This is a genomic window from Alcaligenes sp. SORT26 (assembly GCF_017377875.1).
Classification (GTDB): domain Bacteria; phylum Pseudomonadota; class Gammaproteobacteria; order Burkholderiales; family Burkholderiaceae_B; genus Alcaligenes; species Alcaligenes parafaecalis.
The window spans coordinates 1,577,771-1,601,034 of sequence record NZ_CP070975.1 but is presented as its reverse complement, the minus strand read 5'-3'; the positions used below and the strand labels follow the sequence as shown (position 1 = coordinate 1,601,034).

Here is a 23,264-nt window from a genome sequence, read left to right as displayed (position 1 = left end):
AAAAAAGGGGAAAGGTTTGAGCGGGGAACAGCAGGCAGACAGGGGCGCTTTGGCGCTGATGGGCTTGGTGGTACTGACCTGGGGCATGAGCTGGGTCGTGATGAAGGCGATGACCGTCTACATTGGGCCAGTCGATCTGATTGCAGCCCGCTATGCGGTGGCATTCGTTTTTTTATGGCTGGTGCTGCGTCTTAAAGGCGGGCATTTACGGCCTACACCCTGGAAGCTGAGTCTGGGCGTCGCCATTTTTCAGACCACTGGTTTCCAGTTGCTGAGCCAGTTTTCCTTGCAGGCTGGTGGAGCAGGGAAAATGGTGGCTCTGGCCTACACCATGCCGATCTGGATTTTGCTCTTGTCCTGGCCCATGTTGGGCCAACGTCCCCAAAAACGCCACATTATGGGCATGGTGCCTGCCATCCTGGGGTTGATGCTCCTGATCGCGCCTTGGGAAGGGATGGGCGGCATACTCGGTTCCGTTCTGGCGACCTTGAGTGGCGTGAGCTGGGCCTTGGGGGCGGTTTTCTCCAAGCAGCTATTTGAGCGTCACCGAGTGGAGCTGCTAAATGCCACAGTGTGGCAGTGCCTTTTGGGTATTGTGATTGTGCTGCCTTTGAGTTTCCTGATTCCCCAGCGTCCCATTGTGATGGAATGGCAGATGTTCAGCGGTGTGCTGTATTTGGGGATTATCGCCACCGGAGTGGGTTGGCTGCTATGGATGGCGGTGGTCAGCCGGGTCAGTGCAACCCTGGCCGGAATGTCCAGTCTGGGCGTGCCTGCTTTGACCGTTCTGTTGGCCTGGCTGATTCTGGATGAGTGGCCAACGCAGTTGGAACTGATGGGTACAGGCTTGATTCTTCTGGGCTTGTTTGTCGTGAACTGGCCGACACGCTCCCGTCGCAAGGCATAAAAAAACCACCCGTTTGGGGTGGCTCTTTATCAGCAAAAAAACATCTGGCCTTGGCGATTGCACCAAGGCCAGATTTGTTTTTACATGCCGCTGTACACCGGACCTTCGCCACCCTGAGGGGGCACCCAGACAATATTCTGGGTCGGGTCTTTAATGTCACAGGTTTTGCAGTGTACGCAGTTCTGCGCATTGATCTGCAGTTTGTCGTCGCCGGTTTCCGTCTTGATGAACTCGTACACGCCAGCGGGGCAGAAGCGGGCTTCCGGGCCACCGTAACGAGCCAGGTTCACCGCCACAGGTACGGACGGATCTTTCAGCGTCAGGTGAACAGGTTCATCTTCTTCGTGGTTGGTGTTTGAAATAAACACGGAACTCAGGCGGTCGAAGGTGATCTTGCCATCGGGCTTTGGATAGTCGATACGTGCGCACTCGGCGGCAGGCTGCAAACAGGCGTGATCAGGCTTGTTATTACGCAGGGTCCAGGGCATTTTGCCTTTGAGCAGACCTTGCTCCACAAAGGTCATGACCGATGCAATCGAGCGGCCTTTCTTGAACCACTGTTTGAAGTTGCGGGCCTTGTCCAGTTCGGCATGCAGCCAGGACTGTTTGAATGCCTCTGCATATTGGGACAACTCGTCTTGCTTGCGGCCAGCCTGCAAAGCCTCGAAGGCTGCTTCAGCGGCCAGGGAGCCGGATTTGATGGCGGCGTGGCTGCCCTTGATGCGCGAGGCATTCAGGAAACCGGCATCACAACCGACCAGAGCACCACCGGGGAAACTGAGCTTGGGCAGAGCCAGCAGACCACCCGCTGTCAGGGAGCGAGCCCCGTAAGCAATGCGCTTGCCGCCTTCAAAGGTGGCACGCAGGGCAGGGTGAGTTTTGTAGCGCTGGAATTCCTCGAAGGGAGACAACCAGGGGTTGGCGTAATCCAGGCCTACAACCATACCGACCATGACCAGATTGTTATCCAGGTGGTACAGGAAGGAGCCACCGTAGGTATCCGAATCCAGCGGCCAACCAGCGGTGTGAATCACCAGGCCAGGCTGCGATTGGGACGGGTCCACTTCCCACAGTTCTTTAATGCCAATGCCGTAGCTTTGGGCATTGCGGGATTCGTCCAGCTTGAAGCGTTCAGTCAACTGACGGCCCAGGTGGCCGCGTGAACCTTCAGCAAAAATCGTGTAGGACGCCAGCAATTCCATGCCGGGCTGGTAGTGGGCGGTGTGGGTGCCATCACGGGCCACACCCATATCGCCCGTCAAGACGCCGCGTACCGCACCGTTGTCGTCATACAGAATGTGGGCAGCGGCAAAGCCGGGGAAAATATCCACGCCCAGGGCCTCGGCCTGTTCCCCCATCCATTGCACGACATTGCCCAGGCGGACAATGTAATTGCCATGGTTTTTAAAGCAGTCAGGCAGCAACCACATGGGCGTGCTGCGTGCGCCTTTTTCGGTCAGGAAAAGGAATTTGTCCTCGGTGACTTCTACCGAGATGGGGGCGCCTTGCGCTTTCCAGTCGGGCAGCAGTTCATCCAGGGCGCGCGTATCCATCACGGCGCCAGACAGGATATGGGCGCCTACTTCAGCGCCTTTTTCCAGGATACAGACGCTGATTTCTTGTTCTTTTTCTTGGGCGAGCTGTTTCAGACGTATCGCGGTAGCCAGGCCTGCAGGGCCAGCGCCGACGATAATAACGTCATATTCCATCGATTCACGTTCAGACATTGCTGCTGATCTCCTATTACGGCTTAGCGCTTTGTTCTTGATTGTTGGCGGGTGAAATTCGTGTACTGTGCGTACGGTCGATTGTATTGTAGTCTGAGCAATCCCGTTTTGAGTTCAGCGGCAAAAGCCGGTATCTGGCTGCCTCTGGCTACATCAGTAAATATCAGTAAGGAGAGCATGTAATGACACAAGTTGTAGATTCTGGTGCTGGAGCCACTTTTGATATTGCCGTGCGTTGGGGTGATCTGGACGCCATGAATCATGTTAACAATACGGTTTACTTCCGCTATATCGAGGAAGCCCGTGTTCAGTTAATGATGAAGCTGGGCATGGTGCCACCTTCACCACGTACCGGGGTGCTGGCCCATGCCAGCCTGGATTTCCAGCGCTCGATCCTGTATCCGGCCACTGTGCGGATTGTGCACAAATTGCTGAAGGTCGGTGGCAGCAGCATTGAGCTGGAAGTCTTTGTATGTGATGCAAATCAAGCCGATGTCATTTATGCGCGCGGTCGTTGCGTGCTGGTGTCCATTAACCCCCAAGGCGGTTCACAACCTTGGACCGAAGATGAGCGTAAACAGATACACTCGGTTTTTCAGGGTTAAGCTTTACGTATACGGAAAGCATAGTCAAGTCGTAGAATGCCTGATAGCGCCCAATGGTGCGCAGCGGCATTATTGGACAAAGTTTGCTGTTTAGGCCAATTAAAGAGTCATTGGAGAGTCAATTGAATAAAGTCTATCCAAGCGCCAAGGAGGCGTTGCAGGGAGTCGTTGCCGACGGACAGACAGTCGCAGTGGGTGGTTTCGGCCTGTGCGGAATCCCCGAAGCGCTGATTGCTGCGCTGCGCGATAGCGGAGTCAAAAACCTGACCTGCATTAGCAATAATGCCGGGGTGGATGGCTTTGGTTTGGGGCAATTGCTGGAAACGCGCCAGATCCGCAAGATGATTTCCTCCTACGTGGGCGAGAACAAAGAGTTTGAGCGCCAGTATCTGGCGGGCGAACTGGAACTGGATTTCACCCCCCAGGGTACGCTGGCTGAAAAGCTGCGTGCTGGCGGTGCGGGCATCCCGGCCTTTTTCACCGCAACGGGTGTGGGCACCATCGTGGCCGATGGCAAGGAAATCCGAGAGTTCAACGGTCAACAATATGTGATGGAAGAGGCGCTGGTGCCGGACGTGTCGCTGGTCAAAGCCTACAAGGCCGACCGTAGTGGCAACCTGGTGTTCCGCAAAACAGCACGCAACTTCAACCCGAACGTGGCGATGGCAGGAAAAATCACCATTGTCGAAGTCGAGGAAATTGTCGAGACCGGCAGCCTGGACCCCGATGATGTGCATTTGCCCGGCATTTACGTGCACCGTATCGTGCTCAATGCCCAGCCCGAAAAGCGCATTGAACAGCGTACCGTTCGTTCTTCCTGATTAGCGAGGCAAGATAATAATGGCTTGGAATAGAGATCAAATGGCGGCACGCGCCGCTCTGGAGCTTCAGGACGGCTTTTACGTCAACCTGGGTATCGGTTTGCCTACGCTGGTTGCCAACCACGTGCCTGCGGGTATTGAGGTCTGGCTGCAGTCGGAAAACGGTTTGCTGGGTATCGGCCCGTTCCCAACTGAGGACAAGATTGATGCTGACCTGATCAACGCTGGCAAGCAAACCATCACCACCTTGCCCGGCTCGTCCATTTTTTCCTCGGCAGATTCGTTTGCCATGATTCGTGGCGGCAAGATCAATATTGCGATTCTGGGTGCCATGCAGGTGTCGGAAAAGGGCGATCTGGCCAACTGGATGATTCCCGGCAAGATGATCAAGGGCATGGGCGGTGCCATGGATCTGGTCGCTGGCGTCGGTCGCGTCGTGGTTCTGATGGAGCATGTAGCCACCAAGAAAGACGGTACTGAAGACCTGAAAATTCTGCCTGCTTGCACCTTGCCCCTGACGGGCGTGGGTGTGGTTGACCTCATCATTACCGATCTGGGAGTGATGGAAGTGACGGAAAATGGTTTAAAGTTGCTTGAGTTGGCACCAGAAGTCAGCCTTGAGTACATTCAGTCCAAGACAGGCGTCCCGCTGGACGTCAGCGCTGTGGCCTGATCGGTTTCTCTGGCTAAAAAAGCTTCGGCGCGAGTCGGAGCTTTTTTTATGTTTGATCGGTGCGTGAACGCTGTCTATGTAAAGGAAGTTGGCATGGCCCATACCCCCGTTACCGCACGCTTGCAGGCGCTGCGCGAACAAATGCAATTTCAGTCGGTGCAGGCCAGCATTTGGCCTACATCAGATCCCCATCTGTCTGAATATCTGCCAGATCGCTGGAAGAGCCGTCAATGGCTCAGTGGTTTTGTGGGCTCGGCGGGCCTTTTGGTAGTGACGGCAGATTGGGCCGGTTTGTGGACCGATAGCCGCTATTGGGAGCAGGCAGCCAAGGAATTGGAGGGCAGTGGCATTCAATTGCAACGTGCGGGTGATGCTGGAGTACCTGAACCGGCTGACTGGCTGGCGAATAATCTGCCCGCCCAGTCGCGTGTGGCCCTGGATAGTCAGTCGGTCTCGGCGCAAAGTTTGCTGGCCTGGAAAAAAGCCACGCAAGAGCAGGAACTGGAATGGGTGCTGGAAGCCGATCTGCTCAGTCCAATCTGGGCAGACCGGCCTGCAGCGCCTGTTGGCCAAGTGGTGGAGCATTTACCTCCTTTTGCCTGCCGCACTCGTCAGGAAAACCTGAACAGTACCCGAGCCGCCATGCAGGAGCAGGGCGCTCACTGGCATTTGCTCAGCGCACTGGATGATATTGCCTGGACCTTGAATCTGCGCGGCAGCGATGTGTCCTATAACCCGGTATTTTTGTCGTACTTGCTGATTGGCCCGGATCAGGCGTTCCTGTTTGTTGATAGCAACAAACTGTCGGCAGGTATTCAGGAAGCGCTAGCTCTGGACGGTGTCCAGGTGCAAGGCTATACCGAGCTGTCCTCCTTCATGCGCGCTTTGCCCGCGTCCATGCCTATCCTGCTGGATATGGCCCGGACCACGGCCTGGGCCGCCCAGTTGGCCGCCCATTTGAATGTGGTCGAGTACATCAACCCCGCTCAATTGCTCAAGTCCTGCAAGACCGATGCCGAGCTGGACCATGTGCGCGAAACCATGGAGAAAGACGGCGCTGCCTTGTGCGAGTTCTTTGCCTGGTTTGAACAGCAAAGCGAAGTGAATGAGCTGGATGTGGATGAACATATCTGCGCCGCCCGTGCCCGTCAGGAAGGCTTTGTCAGCCCCAGTTTTGGCACGATTGCCGCCTATAACGCCAATGGTGCCATGCCGCACTATCAGGCTACCCAGCAGTCGCATGCCCGCATTGATGGTAATGGTTTGCTGTTGATCGATTCGGGTGGGCAGTATCAGGGTGGGACGACCGACATTACCCGTGTGGTGCCGGTAGGTCAGGTATCTGTCGAGCAGATTCGTGATTTCACGCTGGTGCTCAAAGGCATGGTGTCCTTGTCTATGCTGGTGTTTCCCGAAGGCATTGCCGGTCAGCAAATTGATGTGCTGGCTCGTCAGCCTTTGTGGGAGCAGGGCCTGGACTTTGGTCACGGCACCGGCCACGGCGTGGGTTACTTCATGAATGTGCACGAAGGCCCGCAGTCCATTTCCTGGCGCGGTCGCATCGGCCCGCACTCGGCCATGCGTGCTGGCATGATTACGTCCAATGAGCCCGGGCTGTACCGTCCTGGTCAGTGGGGCATACGGATCGAGAATCTGGTCGCTGCTGTCCCGGCCATGCGCAGCGAGTATGGGCAGTTTCTGCGTTTTGAAACCCTGACCCTGTGTCCTATCGATACGCGTTGTATAGATGCCGCACTACTGACGGTGGCCGAGCGCAAGTGGCTCAATGAATATCATCAACAAGTGCGTGAACGCCTCTTGCCGCGTGTTCAGGGTGATGCACGTAAGTGGCTTGAGCAAAGGACGCAAGCGATCTGAGCGCCAGCTCTCTCTGTTGTCAATAGTTGCAAGGCAAGTGGTATTTCCGCTGTGAAATGCCACTTGTCAGGTCGCCAAGCATGGGCGCTTGCCGTTATAATCCAAATTTCCCGCTATCGCCTGATTTGACCTCAGGCGCCTTTTATAATGACCACCAAATATGTATTCGTAACGGGAGGCGTTGTGTCCTCCCTGGGCAAAGGTATTGCGGCTGCATCCCTGGCTGCCATCCTGGAGTCCCGCGGCCTGCGCGTGACCATGCTCAAGCTGGATCCCTACATCAACGTAGATCCGGGCACCATGAGCCCCTTCCAGCACGGTGAAGTGTTTGTTACTGAGGATGGTGCGGAAACCGACCTGGACCTGGGCCACTACGAGCGCTTTATTTCCGCTCGCATGCGCAAGGTCAACAACTTCACCACGGGCCAGATTTACGAATCCGTGCTGCGCAAAGAGCGTCGCGGCGACTATCTGGGCAAGACCGTGCAGGTTATCCCGCACATCACCAACGAAATCCAGGACTTCATCATTCGTGGCGCCAAGGCTGCCTACAATGGCGAAGCCGATGTTGCCATCGTCGAGATTGGCGGCACAGTGGGTGATATCGAATCCCAACCGTTCCTGGAAGCTGCCCGCCAGATGAATCTGCGCCTGGGCCGCAACAACACTGCTTTTGTTCACCTGACACTGGTGCCGTTCATTGCATCGGCCGGTGAACTCAAGACCAAGCCTACTCAGCACTCCGTACAGAAACTGCGTGAAATCGGTATCCACCCTCACGCTCTGCTGTGCCGTGCCGATCGCATCATTCCTGATGACGAACTGGCCAAGATTTCGCTGTTCTCCAACGTGCCCATGGACGCCGTGATTTCGGTTTGGGATGCGGATTCCATCTACAAGATTCCAGCCATGCTGCACAAGCAAGGTCTGGACAGCCTGGTGTGTGATGCACTGGCGCTGTCGCCTCCACCAGCGGATCTGTCCATGTGGGATCGTCTGGTACAAGCCCTGGAAAATCCGGAGCACGAAGTGCGTATCGGTATGGTCGGCAAGTACGTAGACCTGACGGAATCCTACAAGTCGCTGAGCGAAGCCCTGGTTCACGCCGGTATCCACACCCGTACCCGTATCAATATCGAGTACCTGGATTCTGAGGTTATCGAGAACGAAGGTACGGATTGCCTGAAAGGTCTGGATGCCATTCTGGTGCCGGGCGGCTTTGGCAAGCGTGGTACCGAAGGCAAGATTCGCGCCATTCAATACGCTCGTGAAAACGGCGTGCCATTCCTGGGTATCTGCCTGGGCATGCAGTTGGCCGTGGTCGAGTTTGCTCGCAATGTGGGTAATCTGGTGGGTGCGAACTCCACCGAGTTCGATCCCTCTGCCGTGCACCCCGTTGTCGCCCTGATTACTGAGTGGGCTGACCGCGAAGGCAAGGTTGAGCATCGTGACGGTTCCTCCGATCTGGGCGGCACCATGCGTAAAGGTGCCCAGCGTTGCCCGGTGAAACCCGGTTCGCGTGCTGAAGCCATTTATGGCCCTGAAGTGAACGAACGTCACCGTCACCGTTTCGAGGTCAACACCTTGTACGTGCCACGTCTGGAAGAAGTGGGCATGGTGATTTCGGCTCGTACTCCTACCGAGAACCTGCCAGAAATCATGGAATTGCCAGATCACCCCTGGTTCATGGGCGTGCAGTTCCATCCGGAATTCACCTCCACCCCGCGTGATGGCCATCCGCTGTTTACCAGCTATATCAAAGCGGCTCTGGAACGCCAGAAAAAGTCGGCTTGATAATTTGGTATGACTGAAAAGGCCCGCGCTACGCGGGCTTTTTCATTCCGGGTGACAGAATGTGTTGCCCGCTTTCCTGGGAGTAAGCATGATCGAACAGTTGGATCATTTGGTGCTGACCTGTACTGACCCGCAAGCCACCACCCATTTTTATACGCACGTGTTGGGTATGAAGCAGGAAGTCTTTGGGCAAGGGCGGATTGCTTTCAGCTTTGGCTCGCAAAAGATCAATTTGCATGTGCGCGGGCAGGAGTTCGAGCCCAAGGCGTATTTGCCGGTGCCGGGGGCGCTGGACCTGTGTTTTATCGCCAGCATTCCGCTGGAGCAGGTAATCGAGCATTTGCAGTCACAAGGCTGGCCCATTATTGAAGGGCCGGTGCAGCGTACGGGGGCTACTGGCCCGATTCGCTCTGTCTATGTGCGCGACCCGGACTTGAACCTGATCGAAATCTCCGAACGATTGGGCTGACAGGCATGCTGCACTGCAGTGCAGCATCGCCGTCAGGAATGTGGGAGAATGCAGCAATACTGAAACGAGGTCTATTATGGATTTATGCGGTTACGACGTTGGCCTGGATCGGCCCTTTTTTCTGATCGCTGGCCCTTGTGTGATTGAATCGCGTCAAATGGCGTTTGATACAGCGGGTCAACTTGCCGAGATTACCTCGGCCCTGGGTATCCCCTTTATCTACAAAAGCTCGTTTGACAAGGCCAACCGGAGTTCGGACAAGTCGTACCGAGGTCCCGGCATGGCGGAAGGTCTGCAAATTCTGGCGGATGTGCGCTCGCACTACAAAGTGCCGGTTCTGACCGATGTGCATGATAAAGATCAGGTTGATGATGTGGCTGCCGTCGTGGATGTGCTGCAAACACCCGCTTTTCTGTGCCGTCAGACCGACTTTATCCAGGCTTGTGCCGCTACCCTGAAACCCGTGAATATCAAGAAGGGCCAGTTCCTGGCTCCTCAGGATATGGTGCAGGTGGTGGCAAAGGCCCGTGCAGCGGCGATGGAAATGGGCGGGGATGGCTCCACCATCATGGTGTGTGAGCGTGGTGCTTCCTTTGGCTACAACAATCTGGTGTCCGACATGCGCTCCTTGGCGATCATGCGTGCAACGGATTGCCCGGTCGTGTTTGATGCCACGCACTCGGTGCAGTTGCCAGGCGGGCAGGGCACGACATCGGGTGGTCAGCGTGAATTTGTGCCTGTTCTGGCGCGTGCTGCTGTCGCAGCGGGTGTGTCGGGCGTGTTCATGGAAACCCACCCTGATCCGGACAAGGCCTTGTCTGACGGCCCGAATGCTGTCCCTCTGTCGCAGATGGCAGATTTGCTGCGGACACTGCAACAGATCGATTCGATTGTTAAAAACAGCGGTGCCTTGCAGCACGGCTATTAAACGTAGTTTGGAGACACTATGTCCGCATTTTTGATTGCTAATGTCGAAGTTACCAACCCCGAGCAGTACAAGCAGTACCAGGAGTTTTCCAGCATCGCCATGAAAACCCACAACGTGAAAGTGTTGGTGCGTGGCGGTGAAACGGTCACTCTGGAAGGCAATGCGCCTTTGCGTACCGTGGTGATGGAGTTCGACACATTGGAACAGGCTCAGGCTTTCCACGATTCCGAGGAATACCGTCGTGCCCGTAAAGCACGTGAAGGCGCTGCCAAAATGACCATGTACGTGGTGCAAGGTCTGTAAAAAGCGGGCTATACCACGCAGTCAGGCAGAAAAAAGGGAGTGTGAAAACACTCCCTTTTTTTATGGGGCCCAGGTATAGAGTCCAAGCTTTTTGTTCAATATCTCAGGAACGGGATCCGCTTGTTTTGATGTTTAGAAGCGTGGATCACGCAGGGCAGGCAGGATCAGCTCGCGTATAAAACTGGCCGGAGACAGTTGCAGCAGGCTGCGCACAATGGTGAGCACGTCATGGACCGGGATGGTCTCGCCCTGATCCCGTTCAGCCGCCGTGTGCAAGGGAACATCCAGGCCATCTTCTGTATTCAGATAGCCCAGTTGCAGGCAGCTTACTGCCAGCCCTTGATCTCTATAGCCTTCGCGCAGGCTGTCAGCCAAACCATTCAAGGCAAATTTCGTCGCGCCAAAAGCGACTTCTGGTCGTCCGCTTTGACGCAGACCCGAGGTCGACCCCGTCAGAATCAAGCGAGGCTGTTTGCTGCGCAATAAATGGGGCAGCAAGTGACGTATGACCAACAAGGCCCCAGTCAGATTCACGTCGACCAGACGGCGAATGGCCTGATCGCTTTGTGACAGAAAATCGTATTCATCACTGAATGCCGTGTCTTCCCAAATCCCCAGGTTGTAGACCAGTACGTCCAGCGAGTCCGGGCAGGCGGCTGCCAATTGGCTGGCGGTGTCCGGTTGGGACAAATCGGCGCATATCCAGTGCTGATTGGAGCTGGGATCCGGTCTTAGAGAGCTGCCCAAGGAGCTAGGTGGCCGTCTGGCCACGCCATACAGTGTGTTGCCATCCTGGGCCAAGCCGTCCATCAAGGCGCGTCCCAGACCCATGCTGGCACCAACAATCATGATATTCATACGTTTTTCCTGTGGGGCAGATTCGTTTGGAAAGCCAAGCTTTCCGGATGATCGCTATTGTGTACCGGGATAGCGGGTCAGGGTTTGATTCAGGCAGTGCTTGTCAGGTTTTTATCGCTCTCGTAAAATGATTGACTAGGCAATAATTGCATGGTCAATGAAAATGGTAAACCTCTCAGAAACACCGCAAAAGACACCGGGGCGCGTTTTATCCGTTACAGAATCCATTCTGGCGATGATGGGTTTGTGCTTTGTGGTGATGTTGGTGGCGATCGATCAGACAGTGGTGGGGACCGCCTTGCCGACAATTGTGTCCGAGCTTCACGGCTTTGAACTGTATGCCTGGGTCGCAACCGCGTATTTGCTGACCTCGGTGATTACTGTGCCTATCTTCGGCCGCCTGGGGGATTTCTACGGCCGCCGCCGTTTTGTGCTGGTGTCCATTGTCTTGTTTACCTTGGCGTCTGTGCTGTGCGGCATGTCGCAAAGCATGTTGCAACTGGTTCTGGCCCGCGCTTTGCAAGGGATTGCCGGGGGCATGCTGGTAGGTACGGCTTTCGCCTGTGTGCCCGATCTGTTTCCTGATCCGCGTGTGCGCTTGCGCTGGCAGGTCATGCTCAGTGCCTCATTTGGTATCGCCAATGGCGTGGGGCCGTTTCTGGGTGGGATTCTGACGGAACACTACGGCTGGCGCTCGGTGTTCTATGTGAATTTGCCTGTTGGTTTGCTGAGCCTGTATTTTGTTTATCGTTACTTGCCGCAGATTCGCCATTTTCGTCAGACCAAGGTGCGTCTGGATTGGCTGGGTGCCTTTTTGCTCATGGTGGGCCTGGCGTGTATTCAGCTCTTGGTAGAGTTGTTGCCTCAATACGGCGGCAGCTATGTGATGGTCTTGCTGGGATTGTGCAGTCTGGGGGCTTTTGTTCTGCTGGTGGCCTGGGAGCGTCGTGTCGACGAACCGCTCTTGCCGCTGGTCCTGTTCAGCAGTCCTGCCCAGTTGTCCTTGTTGATTCTGTCGGCTGGCTTGGGCTTCATCTTGTTTGGGCTGTTGTTCTATGCGCCTTTATTGCTGCAAGGTGGCTATGGCCTGCGCCCGCAAACAGCCGGTTTATTGATTACGCCCCTGGTGGTATTCATTACCGTGGGCAGTATTATTAATGGCCGTACTATTACGCGACTGCGCCACCCCAATCGCATGCTGTATCTGGGGCTGATACTGCTGGGGATTGCCTGCCTGGGCATGGTGTTCATCAAGAAAACCGATCCGTATTGGCACTTTGTGATGTATGCCACGCTGGCCGGGACGGGCATAGGCTGCATCATGCCGAATCTGACCGTTTTTGCGCAGGAAATTGTAGAGCGCTCCATGCTGGGTATTGCCACGGCCATGCTACAGTCCATGCGCATGGTGGGTGGCATGTTGGGTACCGCGGTCGTTGGCACCCTGATCAACTACCAGTACGGTGAAGCCATCCGCACGCAATTAACGGCCTTGCCCTCTACTCTGGTCCACTCCCTGCAAGACCCGCAAGTGCTGATGAGTGTGAGCCAGCAGACGCAGTTTCTGGAACAGGCAGGACAAGACGGGCAGATGTATCTGGGCCTGGCCCGCGACGCCCTGGCGCATGCCGTCAATATGGGTATGGCCATTACCTTGCTGTTGATAGTCTGGTGTTTTTATTGGGTACGCAAAGTGCCGCCCATACGATTTAATCGTCAAGAACAGTCTTGAACATGATGAATGAATTTCCACAACTTCAAGCGGCTCAGCAGTTGGGGCGCACGTATCGCAGCTTGATGGCGGCGTTTGACCAGCAATTGGGCATGCCCTTACCGCGCTGGCGTGTCCTGATCTGTTTGCATCAAGAGGATGGCTGCCTGTCTCAAAAGCAGTTGGTGCGTTTATTGCGCATTGATCCGGCTGCGGTGACGCGCCAGCTTAAAAGCATCGAGTCTTTGGGCTTGATCGAACGCTTCACCGATGAGCAGGACAACCGGCTGACCAATGTGCGCCTGAGCCCTGCGGGTCGTGAGCTGGTCGAGGCCACCTTGCCGCGCCGCCGCCGTCTGGTCGAGGCCATGTTGCAGGACTTCTCCGATCAGGACTTGTCGCAGTTGATTACCTTGCTGGGCAATTGGGAAAGTGCGCTGTTAAAGGCAGGCGACAAAGATTTACTTTGAGACGTATCGGTACTTTTTGTATTTACAGAGACGCCGCCTAGTCTCGGAATTTCTGGTGATAATAAAGACGTGCCGGTTTCGATCAGGAAGGGGGCAAGGGCTTGAATCCAGGCTTTTTTCCAGCTTTCGAAACCAGACATGGCACGGCTGTGTCATGGGCAGGTACAATCCTGTTTTAGCAGGAGGGCAGGGGGCGCTGATTGCACTATAGCTGTCGCGCTTGCTGATCTTTTCGACTTCCAGGCCAAGCACCTTTTCAAGCCCGTCTTCAGACCGGTTTACGGTGATACGCCCGGCAGCAGGATTGTTTAACTTATCTAGCTTAATGCTACTTCAGGCAGGACTGTCAAAATCATGAGTGCAATCGTAGATATTATTGGCCGCGAGATTCTGGACTCCCGTGGTAATCCAACGGTGGAGTGTGATGTATTGCTCGAATCGGGCGCTATGGGGCGTGCATCCGTTCCATCTGGTGCATCCACTGGCGCTCGCGAAGCGTTGGAACTGCGTGATGGTGACAAGAGCCGTTACCTGGGCAAAGGTGTGCTGCGCGCGGTCGAAAACCTGAACACCGAAATCTCCGAAGCCTTGATGGGCTTGGATGCTCAAGAACAAACCTTTATCGATCGCACCCTGATCGAGCTGGACGGTACCGAAGACAAGAGCCGCCTGGGCGCTAACGCCATGCTGGCTGCCAGTATGGCTGTGGCCCGTGCCGCTGCTGATGATTCGGGTCTGTCCCTGTACCGCTACTTCGGTGGCAGTGGTGCCATGGCCATGCCTGTACCGATGATGAACGTCATCAACGGTGGTGCACACGCCAACAACACCCTGGATCTGCAAGAGTTCATGATCATGCCCGTGGGCGCCAAGAGCTTTCGCGAATCGCTGCGTATGGGTGCAGAAGTGTTCCACACCCTGAAAGGCCTGATTCACGATCAAGGCATGTCCACCGCTGTGGGCGACGAGGGTGGTTTTGCTCCTAACGTGGCCAACCACGAAGCGGCTATTGAACTGATCCTGCGTGCTATCGAACAGGCTGGTTACGAGCCCGGCACCCAGATCGCTCTGGCCCTGGACTGCGCGGCTTCCGAGTTCTACCGCGACGGTAAATACCACCTGGCTGGCGAAGGCGGCGTGTCCCTGAGCTCGCAAGACTTTGCCAATCTGTTGGCTAACTGGTGCGACAAGTACCCCATCATCTCCATCGAAGACGGCATGGCCGAAGACGATTGGGACGGCTGGCGCATTCTGAGCCAGCAACTGGGCGACAAGATCCAGTTGGTTGGTGACGATTTGTTTGTGACCAACACCAAGATCCTGAAGAAGGGTATCGAACTGGGTATCGGTAACTCCATTCTGATCAAGATCAACCAGATCGGCACCCTGACCGAAACCTTTGCTGCCATCGAAATGGCCAAACGTGCCGGTTACACCGCTGTGATTTCGCACCGTTCGGGCGAAACCGAAGACTCCACTATTGCGGACATCGCTGTGGCGACGAACGCCATGCAGATCAAAACGGGCTCCCTGTCCCGCTCCGATCGTATGGCCAAGTACAACCAGTTGTTGCGTATTGAAGAAGAATTGGCAGAAGTTGCTACCTTCCCAGGTCGCGAAGCGTTCTATAATCTGCGCTAATTCTGTTTGATGAACCGGGTCGAGAGACCCGGTTCTTACGCCACCATGCGCCTTATCGTCCTGCTCCTGCTCTGTTTGACCCTGGTAACCCATTACGCTTTATGGTGGGGCAAAGGCGGTTGGCTGGATGTACGGCAAATGCAGACCAAGCTGGTCGCGCAAAAAGAAACCAATGAAGCCCTGACGGCGCGTAACAACGCCTTGCTGGCCGAAGTTCAGGATTTGCGTTCAGGGACTCACGCCGTTGAAGAGCGTGCTCGTAGCGAGTTCGGCATGATGCGTGAAGGCGAGATCTTCGTGCAGATTGTGCCTCCCGGTGGTTCGGCTGCTACGACAGCCAGCCCACGTTAAGAAGTAGCGCGCAAGGCGCTATGGAAACGGCAAGCTAGCCGGTTCATTTCTGATTTTTCCCCTTTTTATTGATGGATGAATTATCCGGGCTTGGCCGTGCCTGCTGTTTTCTGTGGCTAGTATTTGGCATCAGTAGCAGGCTGGATTAGGGGTATGGGAGTCTGGGGCGCCATTTCCTTCGTCTGGCACAGTGTCAGCGGGGTTGGGTGGCACCAAGCCGTCCTGTGGTTCTTGTGTCTTGCCATCCCAGGTTGGAAGGGGGGCGTTTCCACTTAGGGAAGGCAGGTCCGGAGAGTCCAGGGGAGCAGGCCAATCTGCTTGAGAGACAGCCAGGGCAGCCTGATCTTCTGTCTGCCGGGCATAGATCACCCGGCCATCCGGTAAATCATCCCATTGCACGGCATCGGACTGCATGGGGTGCTTGATTTCCAGGCGTAGCCAAACGACTGCAGAGTTCAGGGGATTCGCTACGCTAGCTGGAAGCTGGGGCATCAAACGCATCAAGGATAGTGGTCCAGCCTGATGGGCATACACCAGGTACAGATGTAGCGTGTTCGCCTGGTAGATGCTGGGGCTGTTGCGGTCTGCCTGCTCGGCTTGCAAGGCTTGCCAGCCCTGGGTAATGGCGGGCCGTCCTTCGTGCTGAGACGAGGGCCTGCCATGCCAGGCAAAGGCCTGGGAGGAGGGCGACACAATCTGTATTTGCCATTGATCGTGGCGCGGCACTTTGGCGGCAGCCAAGCCCTGGCTGAATGTCTGGGCGATGGTTTCAGGTCGTGCCTGATGCACGCTGGCCTGACGGGCGGCCTGCAGCAAACTGTGCTGCAGGCGTACCCGTAGTGAGTACAGGGTGAGCACATCCAGCGCCAGAAAGCTCAGCAGGAGGATAGCCAGCAGAGCCCCCAGAATATGGGAGTCTGCCAAGCCAGATTGCAGATGGGGAGTACCAGAAAAATCAGCCATGATGTCTCCATCATGGCTGTGTGCGGTTCAGGCGGGTAGAAGGGCTTGTACCCGCGTATTCGCCCTTAGCTAATTGCCTTAGTGCAGTGTGTCGTCACCGGGCTGGGTATCGCCCTTGTCGACAAAAAGGGAGGCGCAGTCAATGGCATCGTACTGATAAGGCTTGCCGCAGAAGTTGCAGGACACATTGACCGTGTCTTGTTCTGCCAGCATTTGCTCAATTTCTTCCCGGCCCAGCATGCGCAGCATATTGCTGACTCGTTGACGGGAACAGGGGCAATGCCAGCGCACAGCCTGAGGTTCAAAGACTTGCAGGTCTTCTTCCCAGAACAGGCGGTGAATCAGGGTGTCGCTATCCAGTTGCAGCAGCTCCTGGCTTTGAACGGTGGAGCCTAGGGCCAAGGCACGTTCCCAGGTATCCAGGTTTTGAGCCAGATTGTGACCACCTTGTGGCGGGATGCGTTGCAGCAGCAGGCCTGCGCAGCGGTTCTCGTCTGCCGCCAGCCACAGATGGGTGTCTAGCTGCTCAGAGGTGCGCATATAGGTTTGCAGAACTTCGGCCACGGTTTCGCCTTCTAGTGGAACCACGCCCTGATAGGGGCGGAAGTCCTTGCTACTTTGGCGTGGAGCCAACACCACGGTAAAGCGACCTTGGCCTTGTGGGTTCAGCAGGGTTTGAAGTGTGCCGGTTTGGGGCACAGGATGGTTTTCACGCAGAGAAACGGTTGCGCGTATATCCATGTCCGATGTGCATTCCACGACCAGCAAGGCGATGGGGCCATCGCCTTGAATTTGCAGAATCAGGGAGCCGTCAAATTTAAGGTTGCCCGCCAGCAGCACGGAGGCAGCAACCAGTTCGCCCAACAAGTCGCGGATGCAGGCTGGGTAGTGCTGGTGTTCCAGCCCCATTTGCCAGGCTTGCTCCAGGTGAACCATCTGGGCTCGTGTGCTTTGGTCGGCAAACAGGTATTTTTTTAAAATGTCGGTCATGACTTTGTTGTACTACTAAAAAATGAAGAGGCAGCGTGTCTGTTCAGGTGGCTGCCGACGTAACACGAGTAGGGCGTGCATCGATCAGACGAGTCTTGCTAAGACGGTCGTGCAGGAACTGCTGGTCTTTGTCGAACCAGGTCCAGATAAAGTTCAGAAAAGGCGTAAACACGATAAGAAGGTCCGTGGACGCATAGCCTGTGTAGACAGACAGAAGCTGAACCAGCAAGGCACCCATCAAGGGCAAGGGCCATAGCAAAATATAACGCAGCAGCAAGGTGCGCAGGGCAGGAATCTGGCCTTGCTCATTAACCAGACGCATGTGCCAGGTCTTCATGGGCAAGGTCTGGCCGACTTTACGCCAGCACAGCACAAAATAAATCCCCAGCGCAATAAACAGAACGACCTGACGCACATGACGCAGATCCAGGCCGCTACGGCTTTGGGTCAAGGTATCAAACAGATAGCCGGTGGTAAAAATAACGCCGAACAGCAGGATGGATTCGTACATCATGCAGGCAAAGCGTCGCCAGCGGCCAGGAGTAGTGAAAGAGGGTGTCATTGTGCGTCTTGAGACAGGGAAGACTTCCATTATCGCGTATATCGCTGCCTAACGGAATGCTGCTTATATGGGGTGCCTATCCCAATAAACAAGGGCCAAGCCATTGAGATGGACTTGGCCCTTGTGGGCATGCGCAAGACGGTTTAACGCTTATTCGGCGCTGGTAGCGTCTTCGCTGGCGTCCGGGGCCGCTTCGTTATTGCGATAACTGGCCGGAACCATGTCAAAGCAGAACAGGCGGCAATCCAGCGCACCGTTGTACAGCGGGAAACGACGCTTGGGCTTGAGGCGCATATGACGTGGCAGCTCCAGATCGCTGCTGATCATATTCACACTCCAGTTGGCGAAGTTTTGCTTGAGGTTGCTGGCCCAGCTTGGCCAGAAGTCCTCGTCCTGATGTTCCAGACGCTCGCCGTAGGGCGGGTTGGTCACAATCCAGCCCGCTTCTGTTTCGGGGCGAATCTTCAGCGCGTCGCCTTGCTCAAAACGAATCGTCTCCAGCGTCAGGTGCGAGCGCTCCAGGTTGGAACGAGCGGCATCCAGAACGGCGGGGTTGATGTCGTAACCGATCAGAGGTGTATCCAGACGTGGGGCGATCAATGAACGCGCTTCGTCTTTGATATCGCGCCACAAACGCTGATCGTGGCAGCGCAGGCGCTCAAAGTGGAATGGACGCCAGATACCGGGAGGGGCTCCCAGTGCCATCCAGGCCGCTTCAATCAGAATGGTGCCGCTACCGCAGAAAGGATCGATCAAAGGCTTGGTCGGGTCCCAGCCGGACAGGGCCAGCAGGCCAGCCGCCAGGTTTTCACGCAAAGGCGCATCGCCCTTGTCGTGACGCCAGCCGCGCTTGAACAGAGACTCGCCACTGGTGTCCAGATAGAAGGTAGCACTGGTCTCGTCCAGGAACAGATGGACTTTGGCGTCAGGGCGCACGGTATCGATAGAAGGACGAGCGCCTTCCAGATCGCGCAGGCGATCACAAATCCCGTCTTTGGCACGCAGATTGCAGTACTGCAGGCTTTGCATCGGGCTGCGTACGGCCGACGTATCGACACGCAGTGTTTGCTCAGGGCCAAACCAGCGTTCCCACGGAGTGACACGGGCCAGGGCCAGAATGTCTTCTTCGTTGCTGACTGGTGCGTGCGAGACTTCCAGCAAAATGCGTGTGGCCAGTCGCGAGGACAGGTTGGCACGCATGACGCCGATCCAGTCTGCGTCAAAGTGGCAGCCAGCACGGCCTGTTTGCACGTTTTCGTAACCCAGAGCTTGCAGTTCCAAAGACAGTGCTTCCTCCAGTCCTTGAGGGCAGGGAGCAAACAGACGGTAGCGCTCGCCTTGCAAGGCCTTGACCTGAACACGCTCGTTTTCTTCGATCGTGCTGTCGGGCAGGCGCTGACCAGGCTTGGGGGCCTGGGGGCTGTCTACACGCTGGATAGGAGACACGTACTGCGGAAAGGCATCCGAATCACCAGCGGGCTTGAACAAGCCACTAGGCATTTTTCCGGCAGGGGTACGGTCCGAAGATTCGCTGTCACCTTTGAACGCAGGGCGTTCGCGGCGCTCACCAGAGAAATTACGGCGTTCTCCAGTTTGAGGGCGGCTGTCGCGGTTGCGATCAAAGCTAGGGCGCTCACGGCGTTCGCCGGAGAATTCGCGACGTTCGCCCGACTGAGGACGGCCGCCTTCGCGGTTGCGGTCGAATGCAGGACGCTCGCGACGCTCACCGGAGAATTCGCGACGTTCGCCCGATTGTGGACGGCCACCTTCACGGTTGCGGTCGAAAGCGGGACGCTCACGGCGTTCGCCGGAGAATTCGCGACGCTCGCCGGATTGTGGACGGCCGCCTTCGCGGTTGCGGTCGAATGCAGGACGCTCACGACGCTCACCGGAGAATTCGCGACGTTCGCCCGATTGTGGACGGCCACCTTCACGGTTGCGGTCGAAAGCGGGACGCTCACGACGTTCACCGGAGAACTCACGACGTTCGCCCGATTGTGGACGGCCGCCTTCACGATTGCGGTCGAATGCGGGACGTTCACGGCGCTCGCCGGAGAACGCTGGACGGTCGCCTTGAGGGCGGCCTTCGCGGTTGCGGTCGAATGCCGGACGTTCGCGACGCTCACCGGAGAATGCAGGACGATCGCCTTGAGGGCGGCCTTCGCGGTTGCGGTCGAATGCCGGACGTTCGCGACGCTCGCCGGAGAATGCAGGACGATCGCCTTGAGGGCGGCTTTCGCGGTTGCGGTCGAATGCGGGACGTTCACGGCGCTCGCCGGAGAACGCTGGACGGTCGCCTTGAGGGCGGCCTTCGCGGTTGCGGTCGAATGCGGGGCGTTCACGGCGCTCACCGGAGAACGCTGGACGGTCGCCTTGAGGGCGGCCTTCGCGGTTGCGGTCGAATGCTGGACGTTCGCGACGCTCGCCGGAGAACGCTGGACGGTCGCCTTGAGGGCGGCCTTCGCGATTGCGGTCAAACGCTGGACGTTCACGGCGTTCACCGGAGAACTCACGACGCTCGCCCGATTGAGGACGACCGCCTTCGCGGTTGCGGTCGAATGCGGGACGCTCACGGCGGTCCTGGTCACGCTTTTCTGCGTAGGGGCGGGATTCGCGTTTTGGGCCGCCTTGGCGGTCTTGCTGCAGGCTGGCCGCACGTGCGCGCGCACCCGAGCGCACGCGGGGTTCCGCATTGCTGGATTTCTTTTTAGGGCCTGTAGCCAGGCTTAGGGTCTTGCGTTCAGATTGGTCTGACATGAATTAGGTATTAGAAGGGTTTTATAACCACCAGGATGAGGACCAGCAGCAGAACGATGACCGGAATTTCATTGAACCAGCGGAAGAATACGTGTGAGCGGCTTTGTTGCCCTTGCTGGAACTGCCGCAGATAGCGTCCGCACACACCGTGAAAGGCAAACAGGATCAAAACTAGGGTCAGTTTGGCGTGCATCCAACCCTGTCCTTTGCCTATGCCGTAATACAAAAACAATCCCAGGCCTGTCAGCAAAGTCAAAATGGCCAAAGGGGCCATAAAGCGATACAGGCGCCGGGCCATGCCCAAGAGCGTTTCATAGGTCTTGGCATCTTGCTCCTGGGCCAGATTCACATAGATACGAGGCAGGTAGAACAGCCCCGCAAACCAGGAGGTCACAAACAAGATGTGAAATGTTTTTAGCCAAAGCATGATTTAACCACGCATTTGGCCATTGCCATGCAAGACCCATTTGTAGGTCGTCAAACCTTCCAGACCCACTGGGCCTCGGGCGTGAAGACGGTTGGTGGAAATACCGATTTCTGCACCCAGGCCGTACTCGAAGCCATCAGCAAAACAGGTAGGCAGGTTCACCATGACGGAGCTGGAGTCCACTTCACGCTGGAAGCGTTCGGCCAGGCTCAGGTTTTCTGTCACGATGGATTCCGTGTGCTCGGAACTGTACTGGGCAATATGGTCCATGGCTTGCTCCATGGAGTCCACAATGCGGATCGCCAGGATGGCCGCTGCAAATTCGGTTTCCCAATCTTCCTCGCTTGCAGGTGCCACGTTGGCGATTAGAGCACGGGTCTGCTCACAACCGCGTAGTTCCACGCCTTTTTCTTGTAATTGGCGGGTAATTTCAGGCAGAAAGGCGGGAGCAATGCTGCGATGAACCAACAAGGTTTCCATGGCACCGCAAATGCCGTAACGATACGTCTTGGCATTAAAGGTGATGCGTGTGGCTTTTTCCAGATCGGCAAACTCATCCACATAGATATGGCAGTTGCCATCCAGGTGCTTGATCAGCGGCACGGTGGCTTCGGCGCTCAGGCGTTGGATCAGGCTCTTGCCACCACGAGGGACAATGACGTCCACGTAGTCGGTCATGGTAACTAGCAGACCAACAGCATCGCGGTCCGTGGTGGGCACCACTTGCACGGCGTCCTTGGGTAAACCTGCTTTTTCCAGGCTGCTGGAAATAATCTGTGCCAAGGCCTGATTGGAGTGAAATGCCTCGCTGCCGCCACGCAAAATGGTGGCGTTACCGGACTTCAGGCACAGGGCCGCTGCGTCAATGGTGACGTTGGGGCGGGATTCGTAAATGATGCCGATGACACCCAAAGGGACGCGCATCTGGGCCACACGCATGCCGTTAGGGCGGGTGCGCGAGGCACCGATCTGGCCGACCGGATCGTCCATATCTGCAATTTGACGCAAGCCTGTGGTCATGATTTCCAGGGCGCGGTCTGACAAAGCCAGACGCTCGATCATGGCCGGGGCAATCTGGCGTTCACGCGCTGCTTGCAAGTCCAGCTCGTTGGCCGCTTGCAATTGGGCTTTTTGCTCAATCAGGGCATCAGCCATATAGCGCAGGGCGTCGGCCTTGGCTTTGCCAGTAGCGGCGCGCATGCGACGAGCGGCAAGCTGAGCACGCTTGCCCAAATCTTGCATCATGGAAGACAGATCGCCGACCTGGGTGGCGACAGAGGACTGGGTGATATCGTTCATAGCCGTGTAACTCTCCGGTTCAAGAGAGCATTATCGCAACAATTAAGAGTTAAGGGGTATCGGACGCTTAGCGGCGAGGTGCTTGTGTCGCGACCGCGATACGCATGGTCAGGCGGCGCATTTCTTCCCACGGGTCCTGTTGGCGTCCGTTGGGGTGCAGACCCTTGATCAGGCGGTCTATATCGTGGGCATGTAGCACCGACGCGGGCCAGCTCTGAGGTGGGATGCGGTCCAGCGCCTGGCGTACCAGTTTTTCACGCGGGCCGAAGATACGGTACTGGCGAAACAGGTTGGACAGATCCTGTCCTTGCTGACGCGCCTGCGACAGGCGAGCCAAGGTACGAACTTCTTCGCCTACGGCCCACAAGACCAGGGGCAGGGCTTCGCCCTCTGCCTGCAAGCCATCGAGCACGGTCAGGGCGCGTTGGCTTTGACCGGCCAGCATGGAGTCGCGCAGATCAAACACGCTGTAGCGTGCCACGTTCAGGACGGCGTTTTCCAGTTCTTCCTGGCTGAGTTGGCCAGGAGGGTAGATCAGGGCCAGTTTCTGGATTTCCTGATGTGCGGCCAGGAGGTTGCCTTCTACTTTGTCGGCCATCCATTCCAGGCTGTTGCGTTCCAGGCTTTGGTCCTGGGCTTTTAATCGATGAGCAATCCAGCCGCCCAGCGAATTGCGGTTGATGGGCTGAATCTCGACCCAGTAGGCCGCCTGCTCCAGGGCCTGGCACCATTTGCTATTGCGCGTGGCTTTATCCAGGCGAGGAAGCTGAATCAGAAAGCTGGTGCCGTCCATTTGCCCGCCGCTGATGAGCTCGCAGAGCTTTTGCAGGGCATCGCCACCCGGTTTGCCGGGTTTGCCGCTGGGAATGCTCACATCAACCAGTTTTTGATCCCCAAACAAGGAAATGTTCTGGGCGACAGCAAACAATTGCGACCAGTCTGCGCGGGCATCCAGAGTAAAGCTGCTGCGTTCGGTAAAGCCGTCCTGGCGGGCGCGGGCGCGCACGGCATCGGCGGCTTCAACCAGCAAAAGGGGCTCGTCACCGGACACCACATAAAGCGGTTGGAAAGCTGCGGATGGCGTGGCCAGTTCGCGCAGCAAGGTGTCGTGGTCGGCCCTGCGTCCCATG

At 56.5% G+C, this 23,264-nt stretch carries 22 protein-coding genes; 13 read left to right on the top strand and 9 right to left on the bottom strand.

Features of this window, described 5'->3' with window-relative positions; translation table 11 throughout:
- Positions 1-16: 16 nt before the first annotated feature.
- A complete protein-coding gene (locus tag JYG33_RS07465) occupies positions 17-907 on the top strand; it encodes an EamA family transporter (protein ID WP_243430299.1) in 891 nt (296 codons plus the stop codon).
- Positions 908-987: 80 nt separating this feature from the next.
- Here JYG33_RS07465 and JYG33_RS07460 read toward each other — a convergent pair whose 3' ends face one another.
- Positions 988-2,634, bottom strand: coding sequence for an electron transfer flavoprotein-ubiquinone oxidoreductase (locus JYG33_RS07460; protein ID WP_207875347.1), 1,647 nt, complete (start codon positions 2,632-2,634; stop codon positions 988-990).
- Positions 2,635-2,816: 182 nt separating this feature from the next.
- On the opposite strand from JYG33_RS07460, the gene JYG33_RS07455 reads away from it, so the two are divergent.
- The 8 genes from JYG33_RS07455 to JYG33_RS07420 all read left to right on the top strand — a co-directional run bounded on the left by JYG33_RS07455 (position 2,817) and on the right by JYG33_RS07420 (position 10,105).
- Complete coding sequence (locus tag JYG33_RS07455; protein WP_207875346.1) at positions 2,817-3,239, top strand: acyl-CoA thioesterase; 423 nt, start codon at positions 2,817-2,819, stop codon at positions 3,237-3,239.
- A gap of 122 nt (positions 3,240-3,361) precedes the next feature.
- Positions 3,362-4,060, top strand: coding sequence for a CoA transferase subunit A (locus tag JYG33_RS07450; RefSeq protein ID WP_207875345.1), 699 nt, complete (start codon positions 3,362-3,364; stop codon positions 4,058-4,060).
- 19 nt (positions 4,061-4,079) lie between these two features.
- Complete coding sequence (locus JYG33_RS07445; RefSeq protein WP_153230622.1) at positions 4,080-4,733, top strand: CoA transferase subunit B; 654 nt, start codon at positions 4,080-4,082, stop codon at positions 4,731-4,733.
- A 93-nt stretch (positions 4,734-4,826) separates the two neighbouring features.
- Positions 4,827-6,611, top strand: a complete 1,785-nt coding sequence (locus tag JYG33_RS07440; protein ID WP_207875344.1) for an aminopeptidase P family protein — start codon at positions 4,827-4,829, stop codon at positions 6,609-6,611.
- A 147-nt stretch (positions 6,612-6,758) separates the two neighbouring features.
- Entirely contained in the window at positions 6,759-8,405 is a 1,647-nt protein-coding gene (locus JYG33_RS07435; protein ID WP_207875343.1) for a CTP synthase, read from the top strand.
- 88 nt (positions 8,406-8,493) lie between these two features.
- Positions 8,494-8,874, top strand: coding sequence for a VOC family protein (locus JYG33_RS07430; protein WP_207875342.1), 381 nt, complete (start codon positions 8,494-8,496; stop codon positions 8,872-8,874).
- Between the two features lie 76 nt (positions 8,875-8,950).
- Entirely contained in the window at positions 8,951-9,802 is an 852-nt protein-coding gene (gene kdsA, locus JYG33_RS07425; protein ID WP_207875341.1) for a 3-deoxy-8-phosphooctulonate synthase, read from the top strand.
- A gap of 18 nt (positions 9,803-9,820) precedes the next feature.
- Positions 9,821-10,105 carry a DUF1330 domain-containing protein gene (locus JYG33_RS07420; protein WP_153230618.1) on the top strand — a complete coding sequence of 95 codons (285 nt, stop codon included), beginning with the start codon at positions 9,821-9,823 and terminating at the stop codon, positions 10,103-10,105.
- Positions 10,106-10,237: 132 nt separating this feature from the next.
- Here JYG33_RS07420 and JYG33_RS07415 read toward each other — a convergent pair whose 3' ends face one another.
- Positions 10,238-10,963: an SDR family oxidoreductase gene (locus JYG33_RS07415; RefSeq protein ID WP_207875340.1), complete on the bottom strand. Its 726-nt coding sequence runs from the start codon at positions 10,961-10,963 to the stop codon at positions 10,238-10,240.
- A 163-nt stretch (positions 10,964-11,126) separates the two neighbouring features.
- Between JYG33_RS07415 and JYG33_RS07410 the strand changes: the two genes are divergently transcribed.
- From JYG33_RS07410 to ftsB, 4 genes are all read left to right on the top strand, one after another.
- Positions 11,127-12,695, top strand: coding sequence for an MDR family MFS transporter (locus JYG33_RS07410; RefSeq protein ID WP_243430298.1), 1,569 nt, complete (start codon positions 11,127-11,129; stop codon positions 12,693-12,695).
- Positions 12,696-12,697: 2 nt separating this feature from the next.
- Positions 12,698-13,144, top strand: coding sequence for a MarR family transcriptional regulator (locus tag JYG33_RS07405; protein ID WP_207875338.1), 447 nt, complete (start codon positions 12,698-12,700; stop codon positions 13,142-13,144).
- A 354-nt stretch (positions 13,145-13,498) separates the two neighbouring features.
- Complete coding sequence (eno, locus tag JYG33_RS07400) at positions 13,499-14,785, top strand: phosphopyruvate hydratase (protein WP_207875337.1); 1,287 nt, start codon at positions 13,499-13,501, stop codon at positions 14,783-14,785.
- A gap of 45 nt (positions 14,786-14,830) precedes the next feature.
- Complete coding sequence (gene ftsB, locus JYG33_RS07395) at positions 14,831-15,136, top strand: cell division protein FtsB (RefSeq protein ID WP_094197272.1); 306 nt, start codon at positions 14,831-14,833, stop codon at positions 15,134-15,136.
- A gap of 129 nt (positions 15,137-15,265) precedes the next feature.
- On the opposite strand, the gene JYG33_RS07390 is transcribed toward ftsB, so the two are convergent.
- From JYG33_RS07390 to holA, 7 genes are all read right to left on the bottom strand, one after another.
- Positions 15,266-16,099 (bottom strand): hypothetical protein, encoded by an 834-nt coding sequence (locus JYG33_RS07390; protein ID WP_207875336.1) that lies wholly within the window; start codon positions 16,097-16,099, stop codon positions 15,266-15,268.
- Positions 16,100-16,177: 78 nt separating this feature from the next.
- On the bottom strand, positions 16,178-17,089 hold the full coding sequence (gene hslO / locus JYG33_RS07385) for an Hsp33 family molecular chaperone HslO (protein WP_207875335.1): 912 nt from the start codon (positions 17,087-17,089) through the stop codon (positions 16,178-16,180).
- Between the two features lie 43 nt (positions 17,090-17,132).
- Positions 17,133-17,651 (bottom strand): RDD family protein, encoded by a 519-nt coding sequence (locus tag JYG33_RS07380; RefSeq protein WP_207875334.1) that lies wholly within the window; start codon positions 17,649-17,651, stop codon positions 17,133-17,135.
- Positions 17,652-17,801: 150 nt separating this feature from the next.
- Positions 17,802-20,408 carry a THUMP domain-containing protein gene (locus JYG33_RS07375; protein WP_207875333.1) on the bottom strand — a complete coding sequence of 869 codons (2,607 nt, stop codon included), beginning with the start codon at positions 20,406-20,408 and terminating at the stop codon, positions 17,802-17,804.
- Between the two features lie 10 nt (positions 20,409-20,418).
- Positions 20,419-20,835, bottom strand: a complete 417-nt coding sequence (locus tag JYG33_RS07370; RefSeq protein ID WP_035272539.1) for a CopD family protein — start codon at positions 20,833-20,835, stop codon at positions 20,419-20,421.
- 3 nt (positions 20,836-20,838) lie between these two features.
- On the bottom strand, positions 20,839-22,080 hold the full coding sequence (locus JYG33_RS07365; protein ID WP_243430341.1) for a glutamate-5-semialdehyde dehydrogenase: 1,242 nt from the start codon (positions 22,078-22,080) through the stop codon (positions 20,839-20,841).
- 121 nt (positions 22,081-22,201) lie between these two features.
- Positions 22,202-23,263 carry a DNA polymerase III subunit delta gene (gene holA / locus JYG33_RS07360; RefSeq protein ID WP_207875331.1) on the bottom strand — a complete coding sequence of 354 codons (1,062 nt, stop codon included), beginning with the start codon at positions 23,261-23,263 and terminating at the stop codon, positions 22,202-22,204.
- Position 23,264 lies beyond the last annotated feature (1 nt).

Bases quoted from the DNA above. Each gene is read 5' to 3' on its own strand.
- JYG33_RS07460 (WP_207875347.1), bottom strand. From the start codon at position 2,634: ATGTCTGAACGTGAATCGATGGAATATGACGTTATTATCGTCGGCGCT.
- JYG33_RS07455 (WP_207875346.1), top strand. From the start codon at position 2,817: ATGACACAAGTTGTAGATTCTGGTGCTGGAGCCACTTTTGATATTGCC.
- JYG33_RS07445 (WP_153230622.1), top strand. From the start codon at position 4,080: ATGGCTTGGAATAGAGATCAAATGGCGGCACGCGCCGCTCTGGAGCTT.
- JYG33_RS07440 (WP_207875344.1), top strand. From the start codon at position 4,827: ATGGCCCATACCCCCGTTACCGCACGCTTGCAGGCGCTGCGCGAACAA.
- JYG33_RS07435 (WP_207875343.1), top strand. From the start codon at position 6,759: ATGACCACCAAATATGTATTCGTAACGGGAGGCGTTGTGTCCTCCCTG.
- JYG33_RS07430 (WP_207875342.1), top strand. From the start codon at position 8,494: ATGATCGAACAGTTGGATCATTTGGTGCTGACCTGTACTGACCCGCAA.
- kdsA (WP_207875341.1), top strand. From the start codon at position 8,951: ATGGATTTATGCGGTTACGACGTTGGCCTGGATCGGCCCTTTTTTCTG.
- JYG33_RS07420 (WP_153230618.1), top strand. From the start codon at position 9,821: ATGTCCGCATTTTTGATTGCTAATGTCGAAGTTACCAACCCCGAGCAG.
- JYG33_RS07415 (WP_207875340.1), bottom strand. From the start codon at position 10,963: ATGAATATCATGATTGTTGGTGCCAGCATGGGTCTGGGACGCGCCTTG.
- JYG33_RS07410 (WP_243430298.1), top strand. From the start codon at position 11,127: ATGGTAAACCTCTCAGAAACACCGCAAAAGACACCGGGGCGCGTTTTA.
- JYG33_RS07405 (WP_207875338.1), top strand. From the start codon at position 12,698: ATGATGAATGAATTTCCACAACTTCAAGCGGCTCAGCAGTTGGGGCGC.
- eno (WP_207875337.1), top strand. From the start codon at position 13,499: ATGAGTGCAATCGTAGATATTATTGGCCGCGAGATTCTGGACTCCCGT.
- ftsB (WP_094197272.1), top strand. From the start codon at position 14,831: ATGCGCCTTATCGTCCTGCTCCTGCTCTGTTTGACCCTGGTAACCCAT.
- JYG33_RS07390 (WP_207875336.1), bottom strand. From the start codon at position 16,099: ATGGCTGATTTTTCTGGTACTCCCCATCTGCAATCTGGCTTGGCAGAC.
- hslO (WP_207875335.1), bottom strand. From the start codon at position 17,089: ATGACCGACATTTTAAAAAAATACCTGTTTGCCGACCAAAGCACACGA.
- JYG33_RS07380 (WP_207875334.1), bottom strand. From the start codon at position 17,651: ATGACACCCTCTTTCACTACTCCTGGCCGCTGGCGACGCTTTGCCTGC.
- JYG33_RS07375 (WP_207875333.1), bottom strand. From the start codon at position 20,408: ATGTCAGACCAATCTGAACGCAAGACCCTAAGCCTGGCTACAGGCCCT.
- JYG33_RS07370 (WP_035272539.1), bottom strand. From the start codon at position 20,835: ATGCTTTGGCTAAAAACATTTCACATCTTGTTTGTGACCTCCTGGTTT.
- JYG33_RS07365 (WP_243430341.1), bottom strand. From the start codon at position 22,080: ATGATGCAAGATTTGGGCAAGCGTGCTCAGCTTGCCGCTCGTCGCATG.
- holA (WP_207875331.1), bottom strand. From the start codon at position 23,263: ATGGGACGCAGGGCCGACCACGACACCTTGCTGCGCGAACTGGCCACG.